The organism is Sphaerisporangium flaviroseum, assembly GCF_039537005.1.
GTDB classification, from domain to species: Bacteria; Actinomycetota; Actinomycetes; order Streptosporangiales; family Streptosporangiaceae; genus Sphaerisporangium; species Sphaerisporangium flaviroseum.
In genome coordinates this window covers 265073-283526 of sequence record NZ_BAAAZR010000063.1, presented here as the reverse complement: position 1 = coordinate 283526, position 18454 = coordinate 265073, and the positions used below count along the sequence as shown (strand labels likewise).

The following is an 18454-nucleotide window of genomic DNA, read 5'->3' as shown; positions in this document are numbered from 1 at the left end:
GAACCCGACAGGAGACGTACATGAAAGCTCTAGGCCGAGCGGCCGCCGTTGTGGTGGCCGGAGCCACGCTCGCCGGTTGCGCCGGTGGACCCGGCAGCGGGGGGAGCGGGGAGAAGATCAGTGACGGCAAGGTCGTGCTCGCCGTCCTGAACGACCAGTCGGCGATCTACGCCGACCTCTCGGGCAAGAGCAGCGTCGAGGCCGTGAAGATGGCGGTCGCCGACTACCAGGCGAAGTACGGCGACAAGGCGGTCGTCAAGGACGTCGAGGTGCTGTCCGCCGACCACCAGAACAAGCCGGAGGTCGCCAACTCCAAGGCCCAGGAGCTGTACGACCGGCAGCGCGCCGACATCATCCTCGACGTTCCCTCGTCGGCGGCCGCGCTGGCGGTGGCCGGCGTCGCCAAGGCGAAGAAGAAGCTGTTCATGGACATCGGCGCCGCCACCACCGAGCTCGAAGGCGCCCAGTGCAACAAGTACACCTTCCACTATGGCTACAACACTTACATGCTCGCCCACGGCACCGGGGACACCGTCACCAAGGACGGGTCGAAGAACTGGTACATCGTCTACCCGGACTACGCCTTCGGGCAGGACATGCAGAAGAACTTCACCGCGGCCGTGGAGGGCGCGGGCGGCAAGGTCATCCAGAGCGATCCCGCGCCGTTCCCCAACGACAACTTCTCGACCTTCCTGCTGAAGGCCCCCGGTCTCGACCCCAAGCCCGAGGTGCTCGGCACCATGCAGGCAGGCGGTGACCTGGTCAACCTGGTGAAGCAGTACAACGAGTACAAGCTCCGGGACAAGGGCATCGGCCTGGCGGTCGGGCTGATGTTCATCACCGACATCCACTCGCTCGGCCCGGACGCGCTCGCCGGCACCAAGTTCACCGACGCGTGGTACTGGAACGCCAACCCCGAGAACCGTGCCTGGGCGGACAAGTTCCAGGCCAAGGTGAACAAGCGGCCGAGCTTCCCCAACGCGGCCAACTACTCCGCCGCCACCCAGTACCTGGAGGCGGTGCAGCGCGGCGGCACCGACAACGCGGACGCGGTCATCAAGCAGCTCGAAGGCTTCAAGTTCGAGGACGTGTTCGCGCGCAACGCGACGATCCGCGCCGAGGACCACCTGCTGCTCCACGACGTCTCCCTGGCGCAGGTGAAGCCGGCGAGCGAGGTCAAGGAGCCCTGGGACTACGAGAAGATCCTCAGCACCATCCCCGCCGGCCAGGCGTTCCAGCCGGCCAGCCCCGCCTGCAAGCTCTGAGCGTTCCGGGCCGGGCGGCCGCCCGGGCCGGGACCCGAGCCCGTCCCGGGGCGTCGCGCGCCCCGGCCGCACGCCCACGGCGGGGGCGCACGCCCCCGCCCCGTCCCCTTGGAGGTCACCGTGCTTCAACAGGCGTTCAACGGCCTGGTGGGTGGCGCCTTCTACGCCCTGCTCGCCCTCGGCCTCGCCGTCATCTTCGGCATGCTGGGCGTCGTCAACTTCGCCCACGGTGCCTTCTACATGCTCGGCGCGTTCGGCTCGTACGTGCTGCTGGACTCGTTCGGGGTGAACTTCTGGCTCGCGCTGGTCGTGGTGCCGGTCGCGCTCGGCCTGGCGGGGATCGTCATCGAGCGGCTGTTCATCCGCAGGCTGGCGCCGCTCGACCCGCTGTACAACTTCTTGTTCACCTTCGGCCTCGCGCTGATCCTGCAGGACCTGGTCAAGCGGGAGTACGGCGTGCAGTCGCAGCCCTACCCCCGGCCCGAGCTTCTCTCCGGCACGGTCGACCTCGGACTGTTCGGCTACCCGGCCTACCAGGTGTTCGTGCTGGCGGTCTCCATCGTCGTCTGCGCGGCGGTCTGGGTGGTGCTGACCCGTACGCGCGTGGGCATGATCGTGCGGGCCGCGACCGAGCGGCCCGAGCTGACGCGGGCGCTGGGCATCGACGTCGGCCGCTGGGTCACCCCGGTGTTCGGTTTCGGCATCGCGCTGGCCGGGCTGGCGGGAGTGCTCGCCGCCCCGATGCGCGCGGTCAACCCGCTGATGGGCGGAGATCTGATCATCACGGTCTTCGCCGTCGTGGTCATCGGCGGCCTCGGCTCGATCTTCGGATCGGTGGCGGCCGGCTTCGCCATAGGCCTGATCTCCGCGCTCGGAAACCTGTACGTGCCCGCCCTGTCACAGACGTTGGTGTTCATCCTGATGGCCGCCGTGCTGCTGTGGCGGCCGGCCGGGCTGTTCGGGCGCGAGGAGGCGCTGTCGTGATCCTTTCCCGGCTGGCCGCGAGGCCGCTCCTGCTCGTCGCCGGGCTGTTCGTCGCCCTGGCGCTGCCGTGGATGATCTACCCGCCCATCGCCCTGGACATCGCCTGCTGGGCGCTGTTCGCCGCCGCCCTCGACCTGCTTCTGGGCTTCACCGGGCTGCTGTCCTTCGGGCACGCCGCGTTCTGGGGCGGCTCCGCGTACGTCGCGGGCCTCATCGCGGTGCACAGCGGGCTGCCCTTCCCCGTCGCGGTGCTGGGCGGCGCGGCGTTCGCGGCCGTGCTCGCCCTCCCCATCGGGTACCTGTCCGTACGGCTGCGCGGCATCTACTTCGCGATGGTCACCCTGGCGTTCGCGCAGATGGTGTACTTCGTCATCAACCAGTGGCGCGACCTGACGGGCGGGGAGAACGGGCTGCAGGGGGTCCCGCGCGAGCTGTTCGGCCTGGACCTGTCCGACTCGTTCCTCCTCTACTACGCGGGCCTGCCGCTGATCCTCATCGGGTTCGTCGCGGTGTGGCGGATCGTCCGCTCGCCGTTCGGCCGGGTCCTGGTGTCGATCAGGGACAATCCCGCCCGGGCGCAGGCACTCGGCTATCCGGTCGAGCGCTACAAGCTTCTGGCCTTCGTCCTCTCGGCCGCGTTGTCCGGGCTGGCCGGCGGGCTCTTCGCCATCGGTCATGGGTTCGCCTCGCTGGAGAGCGTCTACTGGACCACCTCCGGGCAGGTCGTGATGATGGTCGTCCTCGGCGGCATCGGTACGCTGTGGGGAGGCGCCATCGGCGCGGCCCTGGTGGTGTTGCTCAACGACTACCTGGTCACGGCCGGCTTCGAGGGCATCGGCATCGTCACCGGCACGATCTTCGTGATCATCGTGCTCGTGTTCCGCCGGGGAATCTGGGGTACGGCCCGCCACCTTGTGGAGTCGCGTTCCGCTCGCCGGTCAGGTGATGCGGGAACCGGCGGCTCGCCGGACGGCACGCCCGCCTCGTCGCGCGGGGTCGGGTCACCGGTGTAGCCGCGCGTCCCTTTCAAGAGGTAGCTCGCCTGATTCCCGTACATCTAGGAGCAATTGCTGTGGTTTCAACGAGCGTGACCACCGGGAAGATGGCCGGGGCGGATCTCACCGGCCGGCGTGCCCTGGTGACGGGTGGCGCAAGTGGCATCGGCCGGGCCTGTGCCAGGCGCCTCGCCAGGGCGGGTGCGCAGGTCGTGATCCTGGACGTTCGCGAGCAGTCGGCGCGCGAGGCCGCCGGCGAGATCGGCGGGGTGGCGCTGACCGCGGACCTGACCGACCTGGCGGCCGTGGAGGCGCTCGACTGCGGCGACGTGGACATCCTGGTCAACAACGCCGGCTTCCAGCATGTCGCTCCGATCACCGACTTCCCTCCGGAGGTCTTCTCCGCGATCATGAAGATCATGGTGGAGGCCCCCTTCCGCCTCGCCCGGCGCACGCTGCCGGGGATGTACGAGCGCGGCTGGGGCCGGGTGATCAACATCTCGTCCGTCCACGGGCTGCGCGCCTCGCCGTACAAGGTGGCCTACGTCACGGCCAAGCACGCGCTGGAAGGGCTGTCCAAGGTGATCGCCCTGGAGGGGGCCGAGCATGGCGTCACCTCCAACTGCGTGAACCCCGCCTACGTCCGCACGCCGCTGGTGGAGGAGCAGATCGCCGACCAGGCCCGCGTCCACGACCTGGATCCTGAGCAGGTCGTGGAGCAGATCATGCTGGCCCCCGCCGCCATACGGCGCCTGATCGAGCCGGACGAGGTCGCGGAGGCGGTCGCCTACCTCTGCTCGCCCCAGTCATCGATGATCACCGGGGCGTCCCTCACCATCGACGGCGGCTGGACCGCACACTAGTCCGGGAGACCATATCGGGGGATATATCGTGATCAAGGGGACAATGGACCCCATGAGCTGCACCGTCTTTCTCGAACTGCTCGCCCGGGAGGCTCCTCCTGTCGAGTTCGAGGCCCCGCTGGTCGAAGCGCGTGCCGCAGGCGTGGCTCCGGAGCTGCTCGCCGAGCTCGACCGGGCCAAGCTCGCCGCCCTGCGCGTGCGCGCCCTGCTGGAGCACCGCGCCCGCCGCGAGGCCGAGCTGTCGGCGCTGTTCGAGACGGCGGGCGACCTGGCCGGGCTGCGTGACGTGGGCGCCGTGCTCGAGGCCATCGTGCGGCGCGCACGCAGGCTGCTCCACGCCGACGTCTCGTACATGACGCTGCACGACGCCGACCGGGGCGACACCTACATGCGGGTCACCGACGGATCGGTGTCGGCCGCCTTCCGGGCCCTGCGGCTGCCGATGGGGGCCGGGCTCGGCGGGCTGGTCGCCCAGACGGGCACGCCGTACGCCAGCCCGGACTACTTCGCCGACGAGCGGTTCCGGCATCGGACCCACATCGACGTGGCGGTCAAGGAGGAGGCGCTGGTCGCCATCCTGGGCGTGCCGATGAGGCTGGGCGCCCAGACCATCGGCGTGCTGTTCGCGGCCAACCGCAGCGCCCGTCCCTTCGCGCAGGAGGAGGTGGCGTTGCTGGCCTCGCTCGGCGCGCACGCCGCCGTCGCGCTGGACAACGCCCGCCTGCTGGAGGAGACCCGCACGGCGCTCGGCGAGCTCAGCTCGGCCAACCAGCTCATCCAGGCGCGCAGCGCGGCCGTCGAGCGGGCGGCGCAGGCGCACGACCGCATGACCGGCCTGGTCGTGCGCGGCGGCGGGGTCGAGGACGTCGCCGCCGTCGTCACCGACATCCTCGGTGGCGCCCTCATCGTGCTGGACGCCGACGGCCGGGCGCTGGCCGCCGTCGGCTCCGTCGGCGACCTGGACGACGCCGAGGTGGCCGGGGCCGCCGCCGCCTCCCGGGGGCTCGGCCGCACCGTGCGGCGCGGCGACCTGTGGGTGGCCTCGGTCGCCTCGGGGCAGGAGATCCTCGGCACGCTGGTCCTGCGCGCCCCCGATGAGGTGTCCGGCACCGACCAGCGGATCCTGGAGCGCGCGGCACTGGTCACGGCCCTGCTCCTGCTGTTCCGCCGCACCGCCGCCGCGGCGGAGGGCAGGGTGCGCGGCGAGCTTCTGGACGACCTGCTCACCGGCAGGATCACCCACTCCGACGCCCTGTACGGCCGGGCGCGGCTGCTCGGGGTCGACCTCGACGCGCCGCACGTCCTGGTGGTCGCCCGGCACCGGGCGGGGGACCCGGCCTCCCGCCGGCGCACGGCGTTCTGGGCCTCCTCCGACGCCGCCTCGCGGCACGGGCTCGTGGCCGCACGTGGCGAGGAGACGATCCTGCTGCTGCCGGGCGTCCATCCAGGAGCGGCGGCCCAGCGGGTCGCCAAGGAACTCGGCGCGTCGCTCGGGACGGCGGTCACGGCGGGCGCCGCGGGCCCGGTCCAGGGGCCGGCCGCCGTGGCAGGCGCCTACCGCGAGGCCCGCCGCTGCGCGGAGGCCCTGCTCTCGCTCGGGCGCGCGGGGGAGGGGGCGAGCTGCGACGAACTGGGTTTCGTGGGCCTGCTCATCGGCCAGGACCGGGACGTCGCCGGGTTCCTCGAGTCGGCGCTCGGTCCCGTCCTCGCCTACGACCGGCGCCGGGGCACCGCGCTCGTCCATACCCTGGACACCTACTTCGGCACCGGGGCCAGCCTCTCCCGGACCGCCGAGCGCCTGCACATCCACGTCAACACCGTGACCCAGCGGCTCGACCGCGTCGGACGGCTGCTCGGCGACGGCTGGCAGGCCCCCGAGCGCGCCCTGGAGATCCAGCTCGCGCTGCGCCTCAACCGCCTTGGCCCGCTGACGCGGCGGTCCGAGCAACCGAAGGACTGAGACGGCCGACCCCACGCGCCACGCGCAATAAATCGACGGTATTGCGTAATATTTCCGGCGGGTAAATCGCCGCTCCGACAAGCGGTCCGGGAGAGGGAGCCCGGCACCGGATCCCTTATGGGGCCGGGCTTCGCGCCCTCCGCGGCGCGGGAGAGGGACGCGAGCTGTGGTGATACGACGGGCACGCGAACGGCCCGGCGTGCGAGCCCTCTCGCGCGGCCCCCGCGGCGGTCCTATACCCGATCGTGATGGTGTCAGCTGCTTGCGTTGTTTTTTACCGTATGCTTGCGCCGTGACACGTCGACTTGCGGAAGTTGCGAAGAAGGTCGGGGTCAGCGAGGCCACGGTCAGCCGGGTGCTGAACAGCAAGCCCGGGGTGTCCGAGTCCACGCGCGCGGCCGTGCTGACCGCCCTCGACGTGCTGGGATACGAGCGGCCGACGCAGCTGAGAGGCGAGCGGGCCCGGCTGGTGGGCCTGGTCGTCCCCGATCTGGGCAACCCCATCTTCCCCGCCCTGGCGGAGGTCCTCGGAGGCGCGCTGGCGCAGCGCGGCTTCACCCCCGTCCTGTGCACGCGCACGGCGGGAGGGCTGTCGGAGGCCGACTACGTCGACATGCTGCTGGAGCAGCAGGTCTCCGGCGTGGTGTTCGCGGGCGGCCACTACGCCGAGGCCGACGCGCCCCACGAGCACTACCAGAAGCTCCTCGGCCTGGGGCTGCCGGTCGTGCTGGTCAACGCGGCGAGCCAGGCGCTGGGCTTTCCCTGCGTGGCGACCGACGACGAGGTGGCGGTCGAGCAGGCGTTCGGCCACCTGACCTCGCTCGGGCACGAGCGCGTCGGCCTGGTGCTCGGCCCGGAAGACCACGTCCCCTCACGGCGCAAGCTCAAGGCCTTCACCGCCGCGGCGCGCGCGGCCGGGCTCGATCTCGGCCCCGAGGTGGTCGAGCGCAGCCTGTTCTCCCTCGAAGGCGGCCAGGCCGTGGCCACCCGCCTGGTCCGCGCCGGGGTCACCGGCATCATCTGCGCGAGCGACCCTCTGGCCCTCGGCGCCATCCGCGCCGTGCGCCGCCTCGGCATGTCGGTCCCGCACGACGTCTCCATCGTCGGCTTCGACGACTCGGCGTTCATGAACTGCACGAACCCTCCGCTCACCACGGTGCGGCAGCCCATCGAGGCGGTGGGCCGGGCCGCGGTGACGCTGCTGGCCGGCCAGATCGAGGGTGCGTCGGTGACCGCGGAGGAGCTGCTGTTCGAGCCCGAGCTCGTCGTCCGGGGGTCCACCGCTCCGGTCCGGGCGCGGGCGCTCGCCGTGGCGGCGCTGTAGCCCGCCGCCGGGACCGGCGGTGTCTGGCGGATGCTCCCGGCGGTGTCGCTTTCTTGCCACCCCGCGCAACGGATGCCGACCGAGCATGCGTGTGTTCTGTAAGTTTCACGTAAGCGAACGCGGTCGCGCGTGCGCCCCCGGGGGATTTCAGTTCTTGTACGCCTGATCGCCGATTCGCTCGGTGAGATGCGTGCGCATCTGCTGGGCCATCGGGGCGTCCATCTTGTCGGTCAACGCAAGCGCCTGCATCAACGAGTCCTGCGCCGCCTCGCCGTCCCCGGCGGCCCGCTGCGCGTCGCTCAGCTTGATCAGCGTGCGTGCCTCCTGGAGCGGCATGTGCATCTGCCGGAAGAGGCTGAGGGCCTGCTCCAGATGGAGGACCGCCTGCGGGGAGTCCTCCCGGATGGTGGCCAGCTCGCCCAGCCCGAGCTGGACCCGGGCCTGCACCAGGTGCTCGCTGGAGGTGCTCGCCAGCATGAGCGAGCGCTGCAGCGCGCTCTCCGCCTCGGGAAGCTCCCGTCGTTGCAGCCGGGCGATGCCCAGCCCGTGCAGGGCGTACGCCTCTCCCGTGGGGTCGCCGATGTTGCGGACCACGCTGAGCGCCTCCTCGAACACCTCGACCGCCAGCGCGGGCTGGTCCGACTGGAGGTAGGTATGGCCGATGCGGTGCAGTACCTGCGCCTCGACCCTCCTGCTGCCGCTGCTGCGGCTGAGCTCCAGCGCTTCGGACAGGAGCCGCTGCGCGCCGTGGAGGTCGTCGAACTCCAGACGAAGCTGGGCGAGATTGTGCAGCACGTAGGCCGAGGCGACCTGGTCCCCGGTGTTGCGGAAGATCTCCAGAGCACGTTTGTAGTGCGCCTCCGCGTCGGAGAACTGCCCGCTCAACCGGTCGAGGAACCCGATGTTGCGGATGACCAGCGCCGTGCCCTGGCGGTCCCCTACCTCCTCGAAGAGCTGTACCGCGGCCTCGAAGTCGCATCGCGCGTCCCCGAACCGCTGCTCGGTGATGTAGAGCGAGCCCCGTGAGTACAGCATCGCCGCCTGCCCGCGGTTGTCCTTGGCCTGCCGGGCGGCGGTGAGCGCGATCTGGTGGGTCTCGCGCCAGTCGTCGAGGTAGACACGCGACTCGAACAGCGTCACCGAGCTGATGGCCAGATCCCAGCACAGCTCGATGAACCCCGCCTGCGCCGCCTGCCGTATGCCCGAGACCAGCATCGAGCGCTCGCGCTCGTACCACTGGAGGGGTGAGGCCACCAGTTGGTCGACCAGTTTGGGGGGAAGCGGCCAGCGGGGGGCGTCGCTGTGGATCTGGACGTAGTCCCCGCCGTACTCCCGGCGGTGGGCCGCCTCGGCCAGGAACAGCAGGCTGCCGAGCACGCGTGACAGGGCCGCGTTGCGCTCGGCGGGGGTCTCCTCGGCGGCCAGGCGCTCCCGGGCGAAGACACGGATGAGGTCGTGAAAGCGGTACTGGCTGTGCACGCCGTAGCCGACGCCGGTGGTCTCGATGAGCTGGGCGTCGGCCAGATCGTCGAGAAGGTCCTGCGCGGTGGCCAGCGGCTGGTTGAGCAGGGCCGCGCTCACCCACGCGGAGAAGATCTGCGAGTCCAGCAGCGTCAGGAGGCGGAACAGCCGCCGGCCGTCCGGGCTGACGCTGTCGTAGGTCAGCGAGATGCTGGCGCGGATCCCCATGTCGCCGTGCTTGAGCTCGTCGAGCCGGCGGGTCTCGTCCTCCAGGCGGCTCACGAGCTGCTCGATGCTCCAGTGCGGGCGTGCGGACAGCCGGGCCCCGGCGATGCGCAGCGCGAGCGGCAGGTGGCCGCACAGATCGGCCAGCGCCTCGGCCGCCTCGATCTCCGACTGGACCCGCTCGATCCCGGCGATGCGGGAGAGCAGGTTGACCGACTGGTCGGAGTCGAAGGTCTCGATGTCGACGTGGACGGCGCCGGCCAGCCCGGCGAGCCGGCTGCGGCTGGTGATGATGACGGCGGAGGAGGGATTGCCGGGCAGCAGCGGCAGCACCTGGCTCTCGCTGCCCGCGTCGTCGAGCACGATCAGCATGCTCCGGTCGGCGAGCATCGCGCGGTACATCTCCGCCCGCTCCTCCAGGCCGTCAGGGATCGCGGTGCCGGAGACGCCGAGCACGCGCAGGAACCGTTCCAGGACCTGCATCGGGCTGGTGGGACGCGACGCCGCGCCGTGCAGGTCGGCGAAGAGCTGGCCGTAGGGGAAGCGGTCGCCGACGCTATGGGAGGCGTGCACCGCGACGGTGGTCTTGCCGACCCCGGGCTTGCCGACGATGACGATGATGGGCACGGCGTACCGCGAGCGGTCCTCGGTGGCGAGCATCAGGCGCTGCCGGATGTCCTCGATCTGCTTGGTGCGGCCGGTGAAGTCGGCGATGTCGGTCGGCAGCATCCCCGGGATGGTCGGGACCGTCTGCGGCGGCTGGATCTCCACCTTCTCCTGGGGAGGCGGGGGCGGGTCGAGGCTCTCATCAGAGGTGAGGATCGCGTGCTCGAGCTGTTGCAGCCGCTCGTTGGGCTCGATGCCCAGCTCCTCGATCATGGTGCGGCGGGCGTTGCGGTAGACCTGCAACGCCTCGGCCTGCCGCCCTGAGCGGTAGAGCGCGGTCATGAGCTGCCCGCGGAGGCGCTCACGCAGAGGGTATTCCTCGGTGAGCTCGGTGAGCTCGCCGACCAGCTCGTGGTGGCGGCCGAGGTCGAGCTCCAGCTGGATGCAGTCCTCGTTGGCGGTGACGCGGTTCTCGGTGAGCCTGCTCGCGGCCGACTGCACGAGCCTGCTGTCGATGCCGTCGAGGGCGGGCCCGCGCCACAGGGCCAGCGACTCACGATAGTGCTTTATCGCCTCGTTGACGTTGCGGGCCTCGCGGGCGCTCCGGGCGCGCTGTACGAGGCTTTCGAAGCGCTGGGCGTCGATCTGGTCGGCGGCGACCCGGATGGCGTATCCCAGTGACTGGGTGGAGATGAGGTCCGGGACTCCGTTGGCGGCGAACAGGCGGCGCAGTGAGGAAATACAGATCTGCACCTGGGCGCGGGCGGTGGTGGGCGGGTCGTCGCCGTATATGGCCTCCATGAGGCGGCCGATGGTGACGACCCTGTTGGCGTCCAGCAGGAGGACGGCGAGCACGATCTGCTGCCTGATCCCTCCGAGATCCAAACGGCGATCATCTTGAGAAGCTTCGAGAGATCCCAGAATCCCGAATTCCACCTGCATCTCCTCGCACGTAAGCTCTGCGGTCCATCCGGAAGTTCTTCACCCTCCGACGCGAGAGGTGCAGGTGCACGTGTCCTGGAGATACGCCCCGTATGAACATCGGCACTGACCGTTCCCTAACGCTTGTGCGTATGGATACTGTCGGGCGCGATCCGGTCACTTATGGCGATGTCACTTATGTCTGAATCGTACTACTATACGTGGTTCGCAGCTATAGGCAGGCTATGAATAGTTTGCAGCATCATATACTTATTTGCTGCTGCAACCATTCACCGGTTTGACACCATCATCCAACGCGGAGATATGCCCCAGTTTGGGGGTGTTCGTGTAAGTGCTAGAGGTCTAATGGCCAGGTAGGCCGAGCACGGACGGGCCGTGAGCGGCCGGATGTGGACAGCACCCTTGACCCGCCGCGCGCGGCTCAGCCCCAGGGGGTGTTGCCGCCGGCCGCGATCACAGGGGGCGCTGAGGTGCCCGTGCCCAGCGGAAACACCGTGAAAGAGGGGGAACACGCGGCGGCCGGGGCGCTCCCCGAGAGGGCACGGGCGCCATGGGCGGGGGTGGCGTTGAATCGGAAGGCCTGGCCGCTGGTGCGAGCATTCATTTCGCTGACCTCTTTGGTCCCGGCGTTGTCTTTCTCAGCCGATTGGCTGGAACACCGCAAACGTAGAAAGCGTCACCATTCGGTCCTTATCGGATCGCTTCTCGCCTGGCATTGATCCAGTTCAGGCGGTAAATAGCGGTATTTATCGTCCTTTGCCCGGATTAACGCGCCGAGCGAGGGCCGCCGCGGTGGCGGAAGCCCGCGAAAAGCGGTCTGACCTGCGGCGGGACATCTCCGTGCCGGGTGAGGTGGCGGCCACGAATAGCCGGACGAAAGAGGATCGATAGCGGGGTTCGGCACTCTGACGCGCAGGCCGGGACAAGGCCGGTGCCCACCGGCATCTTCCCCTCCCCGGATGCGCACGCGCCGCGAGGAGAGGTGGAACCGGATGCGAGACCCATGCCCCACGGTTCTTCGCGTACGTATCGCGCAGGCGGCGACCGTGGCGCGATCGCGACGATGCTCGAGATGTCCGTCTCGGCGGGCCCGGCAGATAGGTGTTTGGACATGAGTATTACGGCGCAAGCGCTGGACGGCGTTTACGGTCGATCGGCCGCCGGTGTGCGGGCACGTCTGGAGCGCGACGGCAACGGCGGCTGGCTGGATCTCGCCGACGCCGAGACCGACAGCGACGGCTGCATCAGCGAGTGGCGCGACAAGAGACTCGAGCGCGGCCTTTATCGCATCAGATTCGACAGTGACTACTACTTCGTCGGGCTCGGGCTCAACGCGGCTTATCCCGAGATAATCGTGACCTTCCGGATGCAGGACGATACCGACGCTTATCAGATCCAGGTAATGCTGTCCCCATATTCCTATTCCACGCATTTCAGGATCGCCTGATCGACGGTATTCGCGCTTGTGGCCGGTCCGGCCTCCGTCGTCCCGAGCGAGGCGGCGCCCGGGGCGGTCCAGACGGAGAAGGGACCCGACAGTGACAACCGTGAACTTCGGCAACGCAGTGCATCTCGCCGGTCGACCGGAGTCGGCCGGTTCCCCGGCGGCCCGGTACCACCCGGTCCCGTCCGTAGCGCTCGGGCGCCGCCTCTGGCCGGACAACGCCATCACCTCGGCCCCGCGCTGGCTCTCGACCGATCTGCGCGACGGGAACCAGTCGCTGGCCAACCCCATGACCCCCGATCGCAAGATGGCGATGTTCGACCTCCTGGTGCGCATGGGGTACCGGGAGATCGAGGTCGGCTTCCCGGTGGCCAGCCAGGACGACTTCGCGTTCGTGCGCAGGCTCATCGAAGGGGATCTGATCCCCGACGACGTGCGGATCTCCGTTCTCGTACAGGCCAGGGACGAACTGATCAGGCGCACGGTCGAGAGCCTCGAAGGCGCCCCGCGCGCCACGATCCACCTGTACAACGCGACCTCGCCGCTGTTCCGGCGGGTGGTGTTCGGGATGAACCGCGACGAGTGCAAGGACCTCGCGGTGCAGGGGACCCGCCTGGTCATGAAGTACGCGGACAAGCTGCTGGGCGGCTGCGACCTCGGCTTCGAGTACTCACCGGAGCTCTTCAACGACACCGAGCTCGAATTCTCGCTGGAGGTCTGCGAGGCCGTCATGGACGTCTGGCGGCCCGCGGCCGGACGCGAGATCATCCTCAACTTCCCCACGACCGTCGAGCGCTCGCTGCCCAACGTGTTCGCCGACCAGATCGAGTGGCTGAACCGCCACCTCTCGCGCAGGCGGCACGTCTGCCTGTCGATCCACCCCCACAACGACCGGGGCACGGGCGTCGCCTCCGCGGAGATGGGCCTGCTGGCGGGAGCGCAGCGCGTCGAGGGCTGCCTGTTCGGCAACGGGGAGCGCGCCGGCAACGTCTGCCTGGTGACCCTGGGGCTCAACATGCTCACCCACGGCGTCGATCCGGGCATCGACTTCTCCGACCTGGACGGGGTGCGCCGAACGGTGGAGTACTGCAACGAGCTGACGGTCCACCCTCGCCACCCGTACGGCGGGGACCTGGTCTACACCGCCTTCTCCGGCTCCCACCAGGACGCCATCAAGAAGGGCTTCGACGCGCTCGAGCACGCGGCCGGCGAGGCGGGGATCCCCGCCGGTGACCTCCCCTGGGAGATGCCCTACCTCCCGCTCGACCCGCGCGACGTCGGCCGCACCTACGAGGCGGTGGTCCGCATCAACAGCCAGTCGGGCAAGGGCGGCGTCGCGTACATCATGAGCGCCTGGCACGGGATGCACCTGCCGCGCGAGTTGCAGATCGACTTCGTGCGCGTGGTCCAGGAGCGGGCCGACGCCGAGGGCGGGGAGATCACGGCGGACCGGATCAGGGCGCTCTTCGACCGCGAGTACGTCGAGTACGCCCTGCTGCCGATCCCGCTCGTCTTCACCGGCGACCGGGTGACGGTCGACCTGCACATCGACGGCGAGCGGTTCGACGTCGGCGGCGCGCGATCGGAATCGATGCGCAGGGTGCGCGGCGCGCTGGCGCGGTGGGACGTCGACGTCCGGGCCGTGCACCGCACCACGGGCGCGCACATCGCGGCCCGCGACGAGGACGCCCGTGCGGTGGTCTACGCGGAATGCCGGGTGAACGGCAGGACGATCTGGGGCGCGGGCGCGGACCGCGACGTGGAGACGGCCTCGCTGTCCGCCGTGCGCTCCGCCGTGACCCGCGCACGACTGGAGGCGGCGCCCGTCACGCGGCAGCGCGGGGCCGGCGGCGCGTCGCCGCAGGTGGGGGAGGCGGAGGTCATCGACATCCGCGCCCCGCGTCCCGCCGCGCCCGGGGACGGCCGGCCGGCGATGGCCGGGCGATAGGGGGTGAAAGGCGCGTGTGCCTAGCGTGGTCATTACCAGCAAAAAGGGACAAGCACCGCCAATTGAAAGGCGCCACGATCATGCGGCGAGTACAGCTCACCAAGAGGCCGGCGACGGTACGCGACTCATCCTCAGTGGACCTGCGCACACCGTCCGGCCGAAAGCTGCGCTTCTGATCCGCGGCGACATGTGATCTTCGTCGGGAACAAGGGAGGCTCGCCATGAGCCTGATCGAACGACAGGAAGCCCTGGCCTCATTGGAGGGCCTGCTCGCCAGCGCCATCATGGGGAAGGGCCGGGTCGCCCTGGTGAGCGGCCCCGTCGCGGCCGGCAAGAGCGAACTGCTGCACACCTTCGCAGAGCAGGCGGCCGAGCTCGGCGCGCTGCCCATCACCGCGATGGGTTCCCTCGCCGAGAGGGATCTGCCTCTCGGTGTCCTCGGTCAGCTCATCCAGGACGCCCCGCTGGTCCTCGAAGAGCGTGAGCGGGCGATGGCCCTCCTACAGGAGGGGGCCCGCACCGTGACCTCGTCCGATCCCGAGCCCGAGACCCTGAAGCAGGTGGACGCGCAGATCGTCCACGCGTTGTGCACCGTCCTGCTCGAACTGTCCGAGCGTTATCCCCTGATGATCGTCGTGGACGACGTGCACCATGCCGACCGCGCCTCCCTGCTCTGCCTGGCCTACCTGTCGCGCAGAGTGAGGTTCGCCTCGATCATGGCGGTGTTCAGCCACTCGACCCACGGGCGGTACGCCGAGACCTCCTTCCCGACCGAGCTGCTCCGGCAGCCCCACTGCCGCCGCGTCCAGCTCGCCCCGCTGTCCCAGGCGGGCGTGATGAGCATGGTGGCCGACGAGCTCGGACCCCAGGCGGCCGAACGGTTCCCCGGTGAGTGGTACGCGCTCAGTGGCGGGAACCCGCTCGTGACCGCCGGCCTGGTGGAGGACTACCAGGCGGCGACGCGGGCCGCCGGAGAGCCCCCGGACGAGCTGGTCCCCGGTGACGCGTACGGCCAGGCGGTCCTTTCCTGCCTCCACCGCGCCGACCCGAAGATGCTCCAAGTGGCGTGGGGGCTCGGCATCCTCGGCCGGTCCGACTCCCTCGACCAGCTGCTCGGGGTGAGCGCCGAGTACGTCACCCGCGAGCTTCACTCACTGGCCGTCGCCGGGCTGCTCACCATGGGGCGATTCCGGCACGAGTCGGCCCGCGCGGCCGTACTGGCCGAGCTGGGCGCCGCCGAGCGTGGCAGGCTGCACCGCCGCGCGGCCGAACTCGCCTACGACAGCGGCAGCTCCTCGACGGTGATCGCCGAGCACCTCCTGCACGCCGGGAACGTCGACGAGCACTGGGCCGTCGACGTCCTGGAGGACGCCGCGCGGCACGCGCTGCGCGAGGGCCGGGTCGAGCCCGCGGTGGAGTACCTGCGCCTGGCCTGCCGGATCTGCACCGACGAACAGCAGCGGGTCAGGATCACCACCGCGCTCATGCGAGCGGAGTGGCGGATCAACCCCAGCACCCCCACCGGCCACTTCACCGAGCTGACCGACGCGCTGCACCGGGGCAACCTTCGCGGCAGCGACGCGGTCGTGCTGGCCAAGGCCCTGCTGTGGCACGGCCGGTTCGACGACGCGCAGGACGTGCTGAAGCGCCTCAGCGAGTCGGAGGAGAAGCTCGACCCGGACACGGTCACCGAGCTCGTCGTCACCCGTCCGTGGCTGCGGTGCTCGCACACCACGTTCCTCTCCCACCTGCCCCAGGTGACCAGCGAGCAGTCCCGCGCCGCCATCCTGTCGGTGGCCTCGTACCGCCGTCTGGAGTCGGCCATCACGCTCGCCGCCGTGCTCACCCGTGGGCCGCGCGAGGAGATCGTGGCCGTGGTGGAGCGCATCCTGCGCAGCTCCCGCCTCGACGAGATGTCGATGGACACCGTGGAGAGCGCCCTGCTCGCCCTGACCTACGGAGGACGGCCCGACAAGGCGGCCCCGTGGTGCGACCTGTTCATCGACGAGGCCTCGACCAGGCACTCCCCGAGCAGGCAGGCACGGCTGTCGGCGATCCGGGCCGAGATCGCGCTCCGCCAGGGCGACATGCTCGGCGCCGAGTTCCACGGCCGGCTGGCCCTGGACACCATCCCGCTGACCAGCTGGGGCGTCGCCGTCGGCGGGCCGCTGTCCTGCATGGTGATCGCCTCCACCGCGATGGGGAACTACGACACCGTCAACGAGCTGCTCGACCAGCCCGTGCCGGACGCCATGTTCCAGACCCGCTGGGGCCTGCACTACCTGCACGCCAGGGGCCGCTACAGCCTGGCGACCGACCACCCGCAGCTCGCGCTGAGGGACTTCCAGCGCTGCGGGGAGCTGATGGGCCGGTGGGACCTGGACGTCCCCTGGCTCATCCCCTGGCGCACCGAGGCGGCGGAGTCCTGCCTGCGGCTGGGAAGGCCCGACCAGGCCCGCCGCCTCGTGGAGGAGCAGATCAGGCGGTGCGGCACGGGCGCGCCCCGCGTGCACGGCATCGCCATGCGGCTGCTGGCCGCCACCAGCGAGCCGCGGCACCGTCCCATGCTGCTGCGCCAGGCCGGTGACCTCCTGCAGACCGGGGGAGACCGGTACGAGCTGGCGCGCGTGCTGGCCGACCTGACCGAGGCCTTCCACACGCTGGGCGAGTACCGGCGGGCCGGAATGATCGGCGGCCGGGCCCGCGCGGTCGCCCAGGAGTGCCACGCCGCTCCGCTGAGCAGGTCCCTCGCCAGGGACGGTGAGGCGAACGGCCTGGTGGCGCCGGGCTCCGCCACCGAAGCGGCGGACGTCGCGGCCATCCTGAGCGACGCCGAGCGGCGGGTCGCGGTACTGGCCGCCGCCGGCTACACCAACCGCGAGATCGCCGACAAGCTCTACGTCACCGTGAGCACCGTGGAACAGCACCTCACCCGCACCTACCGCAAGCTGGACATCACCAGCCGCGCCGAGCTGCCCTCCACCCTGGAGCTCGGAGCCTCGATGCCCGCCTGAACCGCCTCCGCCGCGGGAGCGCTCATGTCGCCCAGCGCGGTCCCTCCGGCGCCCCCCGCCGTCCACCGCCCGTCCGGCGGCCCCGGGGGCCGGGGACCAGACCGCTTCGCGTGAGGCGGAGCTCCCGCAGGGCGCGCGCCGCGCCGGTCTGCCTGGCCAGATCGAGAGCGCGGCGCGCGACCTGCGCGGAGCGTTCCCTCTCGTGGGCGTCGGCGTACGCGTGGGCCAGGCAGGCCAGATCGTAGGCCGTGGCAGGACTCCGTCCCGCCGCGGCCAGCTCGCGTTCCAGGATCTCGATCGCCTCGTCGAGATGCCCGAGGTCCAGCAAGCACTCCGCCGCCAGCACGTCGTGCAGGGAGGAGGAGTAGTCGAAGGTGCACCTCGGGCGCTCCTCCTGCTCGGCCTCCAGCGGCTCGGCGGACTCCTCCAGGCGGCGGTGGCACATGTCCTCGTGCCCGGCCATCGCATGGGCCCGCGCCTCGCGCAGCCGGGTCACCGCGTCGAGTCGCGGCGAGAGGGCGGCGTGCTCTCGGATCGGGCGCTCGCGGGCGGCCATGGCGATCTCGATCACCTCGCCGGGATCGCTTCGCGGACCGGTGAGCCCCGCCCGGCTGGCCAGCGTGTACGCCACCAGCCCTTCGTCCTCCGACTGCCCCGCGGCGCGGCGGGCGCGGTCCGACCACCGCAGCGCGTCGTCGAGGTCGCCCGCCTCGTACCGCATGCGGCTGATCGCCTCGGCGTCCTCTGAGGACAGCATGATCAGGGCACGGCGGACGGCGGGCCGCGCCTCGGACCGGAACCCCTGGATCACGGCGAAGACCGGGGACAGGGCGCCGGCCAGGTCGGCCGGCCGGCGGTCGGGCCGGGTGTAGGCGTCCAGCAGGGCCTCGAGATAGGCGACGGTCTGCTCGTCGGCGCGCCGGGGGTCCTCGATCGCCCGGCCGGTGCGCTCCTCCTCCTCGGCGGTGAACCGGCCCGGCAGCAGCGGCACCCCCGTCAGGTGGTGCCACAGCGCCGTACCGGCGGCCTCCCCGCTCCTCTCGCTGAACAGCTCGCCCTCCTGGACGCCGTACACGTCGCACAGCAGCTCGGTGTGCCGTTCGCCCGGCCGCCGCTCGCCGGTCTCCCACGAACGGATGGTGCCGGTGAGATCGTCCCCGGCCGGCAGCCGATCACGGGTGTCCTCGTCGGCGGCGTCGGCGAGCCGGCCCCCGAGGTCCTCACGGCTCCACAGCCTGCCTCGCCGCAACGCTCGCAACCGCGCGGCCCAGAGAGGAATGTCGATACCGATCATCGCGCCTCCTACGGGCGTGCGAATGGCATGGGTGCGTGTTCAGGGATGTCCGCCTCTTATCCTTCGCCGTCGCCGTCGCTCCGTTATCCCCCAACTTGAGGGGGAATCGGGGCCGCGATCCCGCGCGCC

At 70.5% G+C, this 18454-nt stretch carries 11 protein-coding genes; 9 read left to right on the top strand and 2 right to left on the bottom strand.

Features of this window, described 5'->3' with window-relative positions; translation table 11 throughout:
- The first annotated feature begins 20 nt into the window (after nucleotides 1–20).
- The 6 genes from ABD810_RS40450 to ABD810_RS40425 all read left to right on the top strand — a co-directional run bounded on the left by ABD810_RS40450 (nucleotide 21) and on the right by ABD810_RS40425 (nucleotide 7391).
- Complete coding sequence (locus tag ABD810_RS40450; protein ID WP_344953692.1) at nucleotides 21–1265, top strand: ABC transporter substrate-binding protein; 1245 nt, start codon at nucleotides 21–23, stop codon at nucleotides 1263–1265.
- A gap of 120 nt (nucleotides 1266–1385) precedes the next feature.
- A complete protein-coding gene (locus ABD810_RS40445; protein ID WP_344953689.1) occupies nucleotides 1386–2249 on the top strand; it encodes a branched-chain amino acid ABC transporter permease in 864 nt (287 codons plus the stop codon).
- Nucleotides 2246–3262, top strand: coding sequence for a branched-chain amino acid ABC transporter permease (locus ABD810_RS40440; RefSeq protein WP_344953686.1), 1017 nt, complete (start codon nucleotides 2246–2248; stop codon nucleotides 3260–3262). The genes ABD810_RS40445 and ABD810_RS40440 overlap by 4 nt, the downstream gene beginning before the upstream one ends.
- Nucleotides 3263–3351: 89 nt before the next feature.
- Nucleotides 3352–4107 (top strand): 3-hydroxybutyrate dehydrogenase, encoded by a 756-nt coding sequence (locus ABD810_RS40435; protein ID WP_344953816.1) that lies wholly within the window; start codon nucleotides 3352–3354, stop codon nucleotides 4105–4107.
- Between the two features lie 28 nt (nucleotides 4108–4135).
- Nucleotides 4136–6067, top strand: a complete 1932-nt coding sequence (locus ABD810_RS40430; RefSeq protein ID WP_344953682.1) for a helix-turn-helix domain-containing protein — start codon at nucleotides 4136–4138, stop codon at nucleotides 6065–6067.
- 292 nt (nucleotides 6068–6359) lie between these two features.
- Nucleotides 6360–7391, top strand: coding sequence for a LacI family DNA-binding transcriptional regulator (locus tag ABD810_RS40425; protein WP_344953679.1), 1032 nt, complete (start codon nucleotides 6360–6362; stop codon nucleotides 7389–7391).
- 147 nt (nucleotides 7392–7538) lie between these two features.
- Here the strand turns inward: ABD810_RS40425 and ABD810_RS40420 are convergent, their stop codons facing one another.
- Nucleotides 7539–10568 carry an AfsR/SARP family transcriptional regulator gene (locus ABD810_RS40420; protein WP_344953676.1) on the bottom strand — a complete coding sequence of 1010 codons (3030 nt, stop codon included), beginning with the start codon at nucleotides 10566–10568 and terminating at the stop codon, nucleotides 7539–7541.
- Nucleotides 10569–11556: 988 nt separating this feature from the next.
- On the opposite strand from ABD810_RS40420, the gene ABD810_RS40415 reads away from it, so the two are divergent.
- From ABD810_RS40415 to ABD810_RS40405, 3 genes are all read left to right on the top strand, one after another.
- On the top strand, nucleotides 11557–12072 hold the full coding sequence (locus ABD810_RS40415; protein WP_344953673.1) for a hydroxyisourate hydrolase: 516 nt from the start codon (nucleotides 11557–11559) through the stop codon (nucleotides 12070–12072).
- A gap of 100 nt (nucleotides 12073–12172) precedes the next feature.
- The gene (gene leuA / locus ABD810_RS40410; protein ID WP_425567058.1) at nucleotides 12173–14017 is read left to right on the top strand and encodes a 2-isopropylmalate synthase; all 1845 of its coding nucleotides are present in this window, start codon (nucleotides 12173–12175) and stop codon (nucleotides 14015–14017) included.
- A gap of 221 nt (nucleotides 14018–14238) precedes the next feature.
- Entirely contained in the window at nucleotides 14239–17031 is a 2793-nt protein-coding gene (locus ABD810_RS40405; RefSeq protein ID WP_344953667.1) for a helix-turn-helix transcriptional regulator, read from the top strand.
- Between the two features lie 22 nt (nucleotides 17032–17053).
- Here the strand turns inward: ABD810_RS40405 and ABD810_RS40400 are convergent, their stop codons facing one another.
- Nucleotides 17054–18325: an NsdA family TPR-like regulatory protein gene (locus ABD810_RS40400; protein WP_344953664.1), complete on the bottom strand. Its 1272-nt coding sequence runs from the start codon at nucleotides 18323–18325 to the stop codon at nucleotides 17054–17056.
- Nucleotides 18326–18454: the final 129 nt, after the last annotated feature.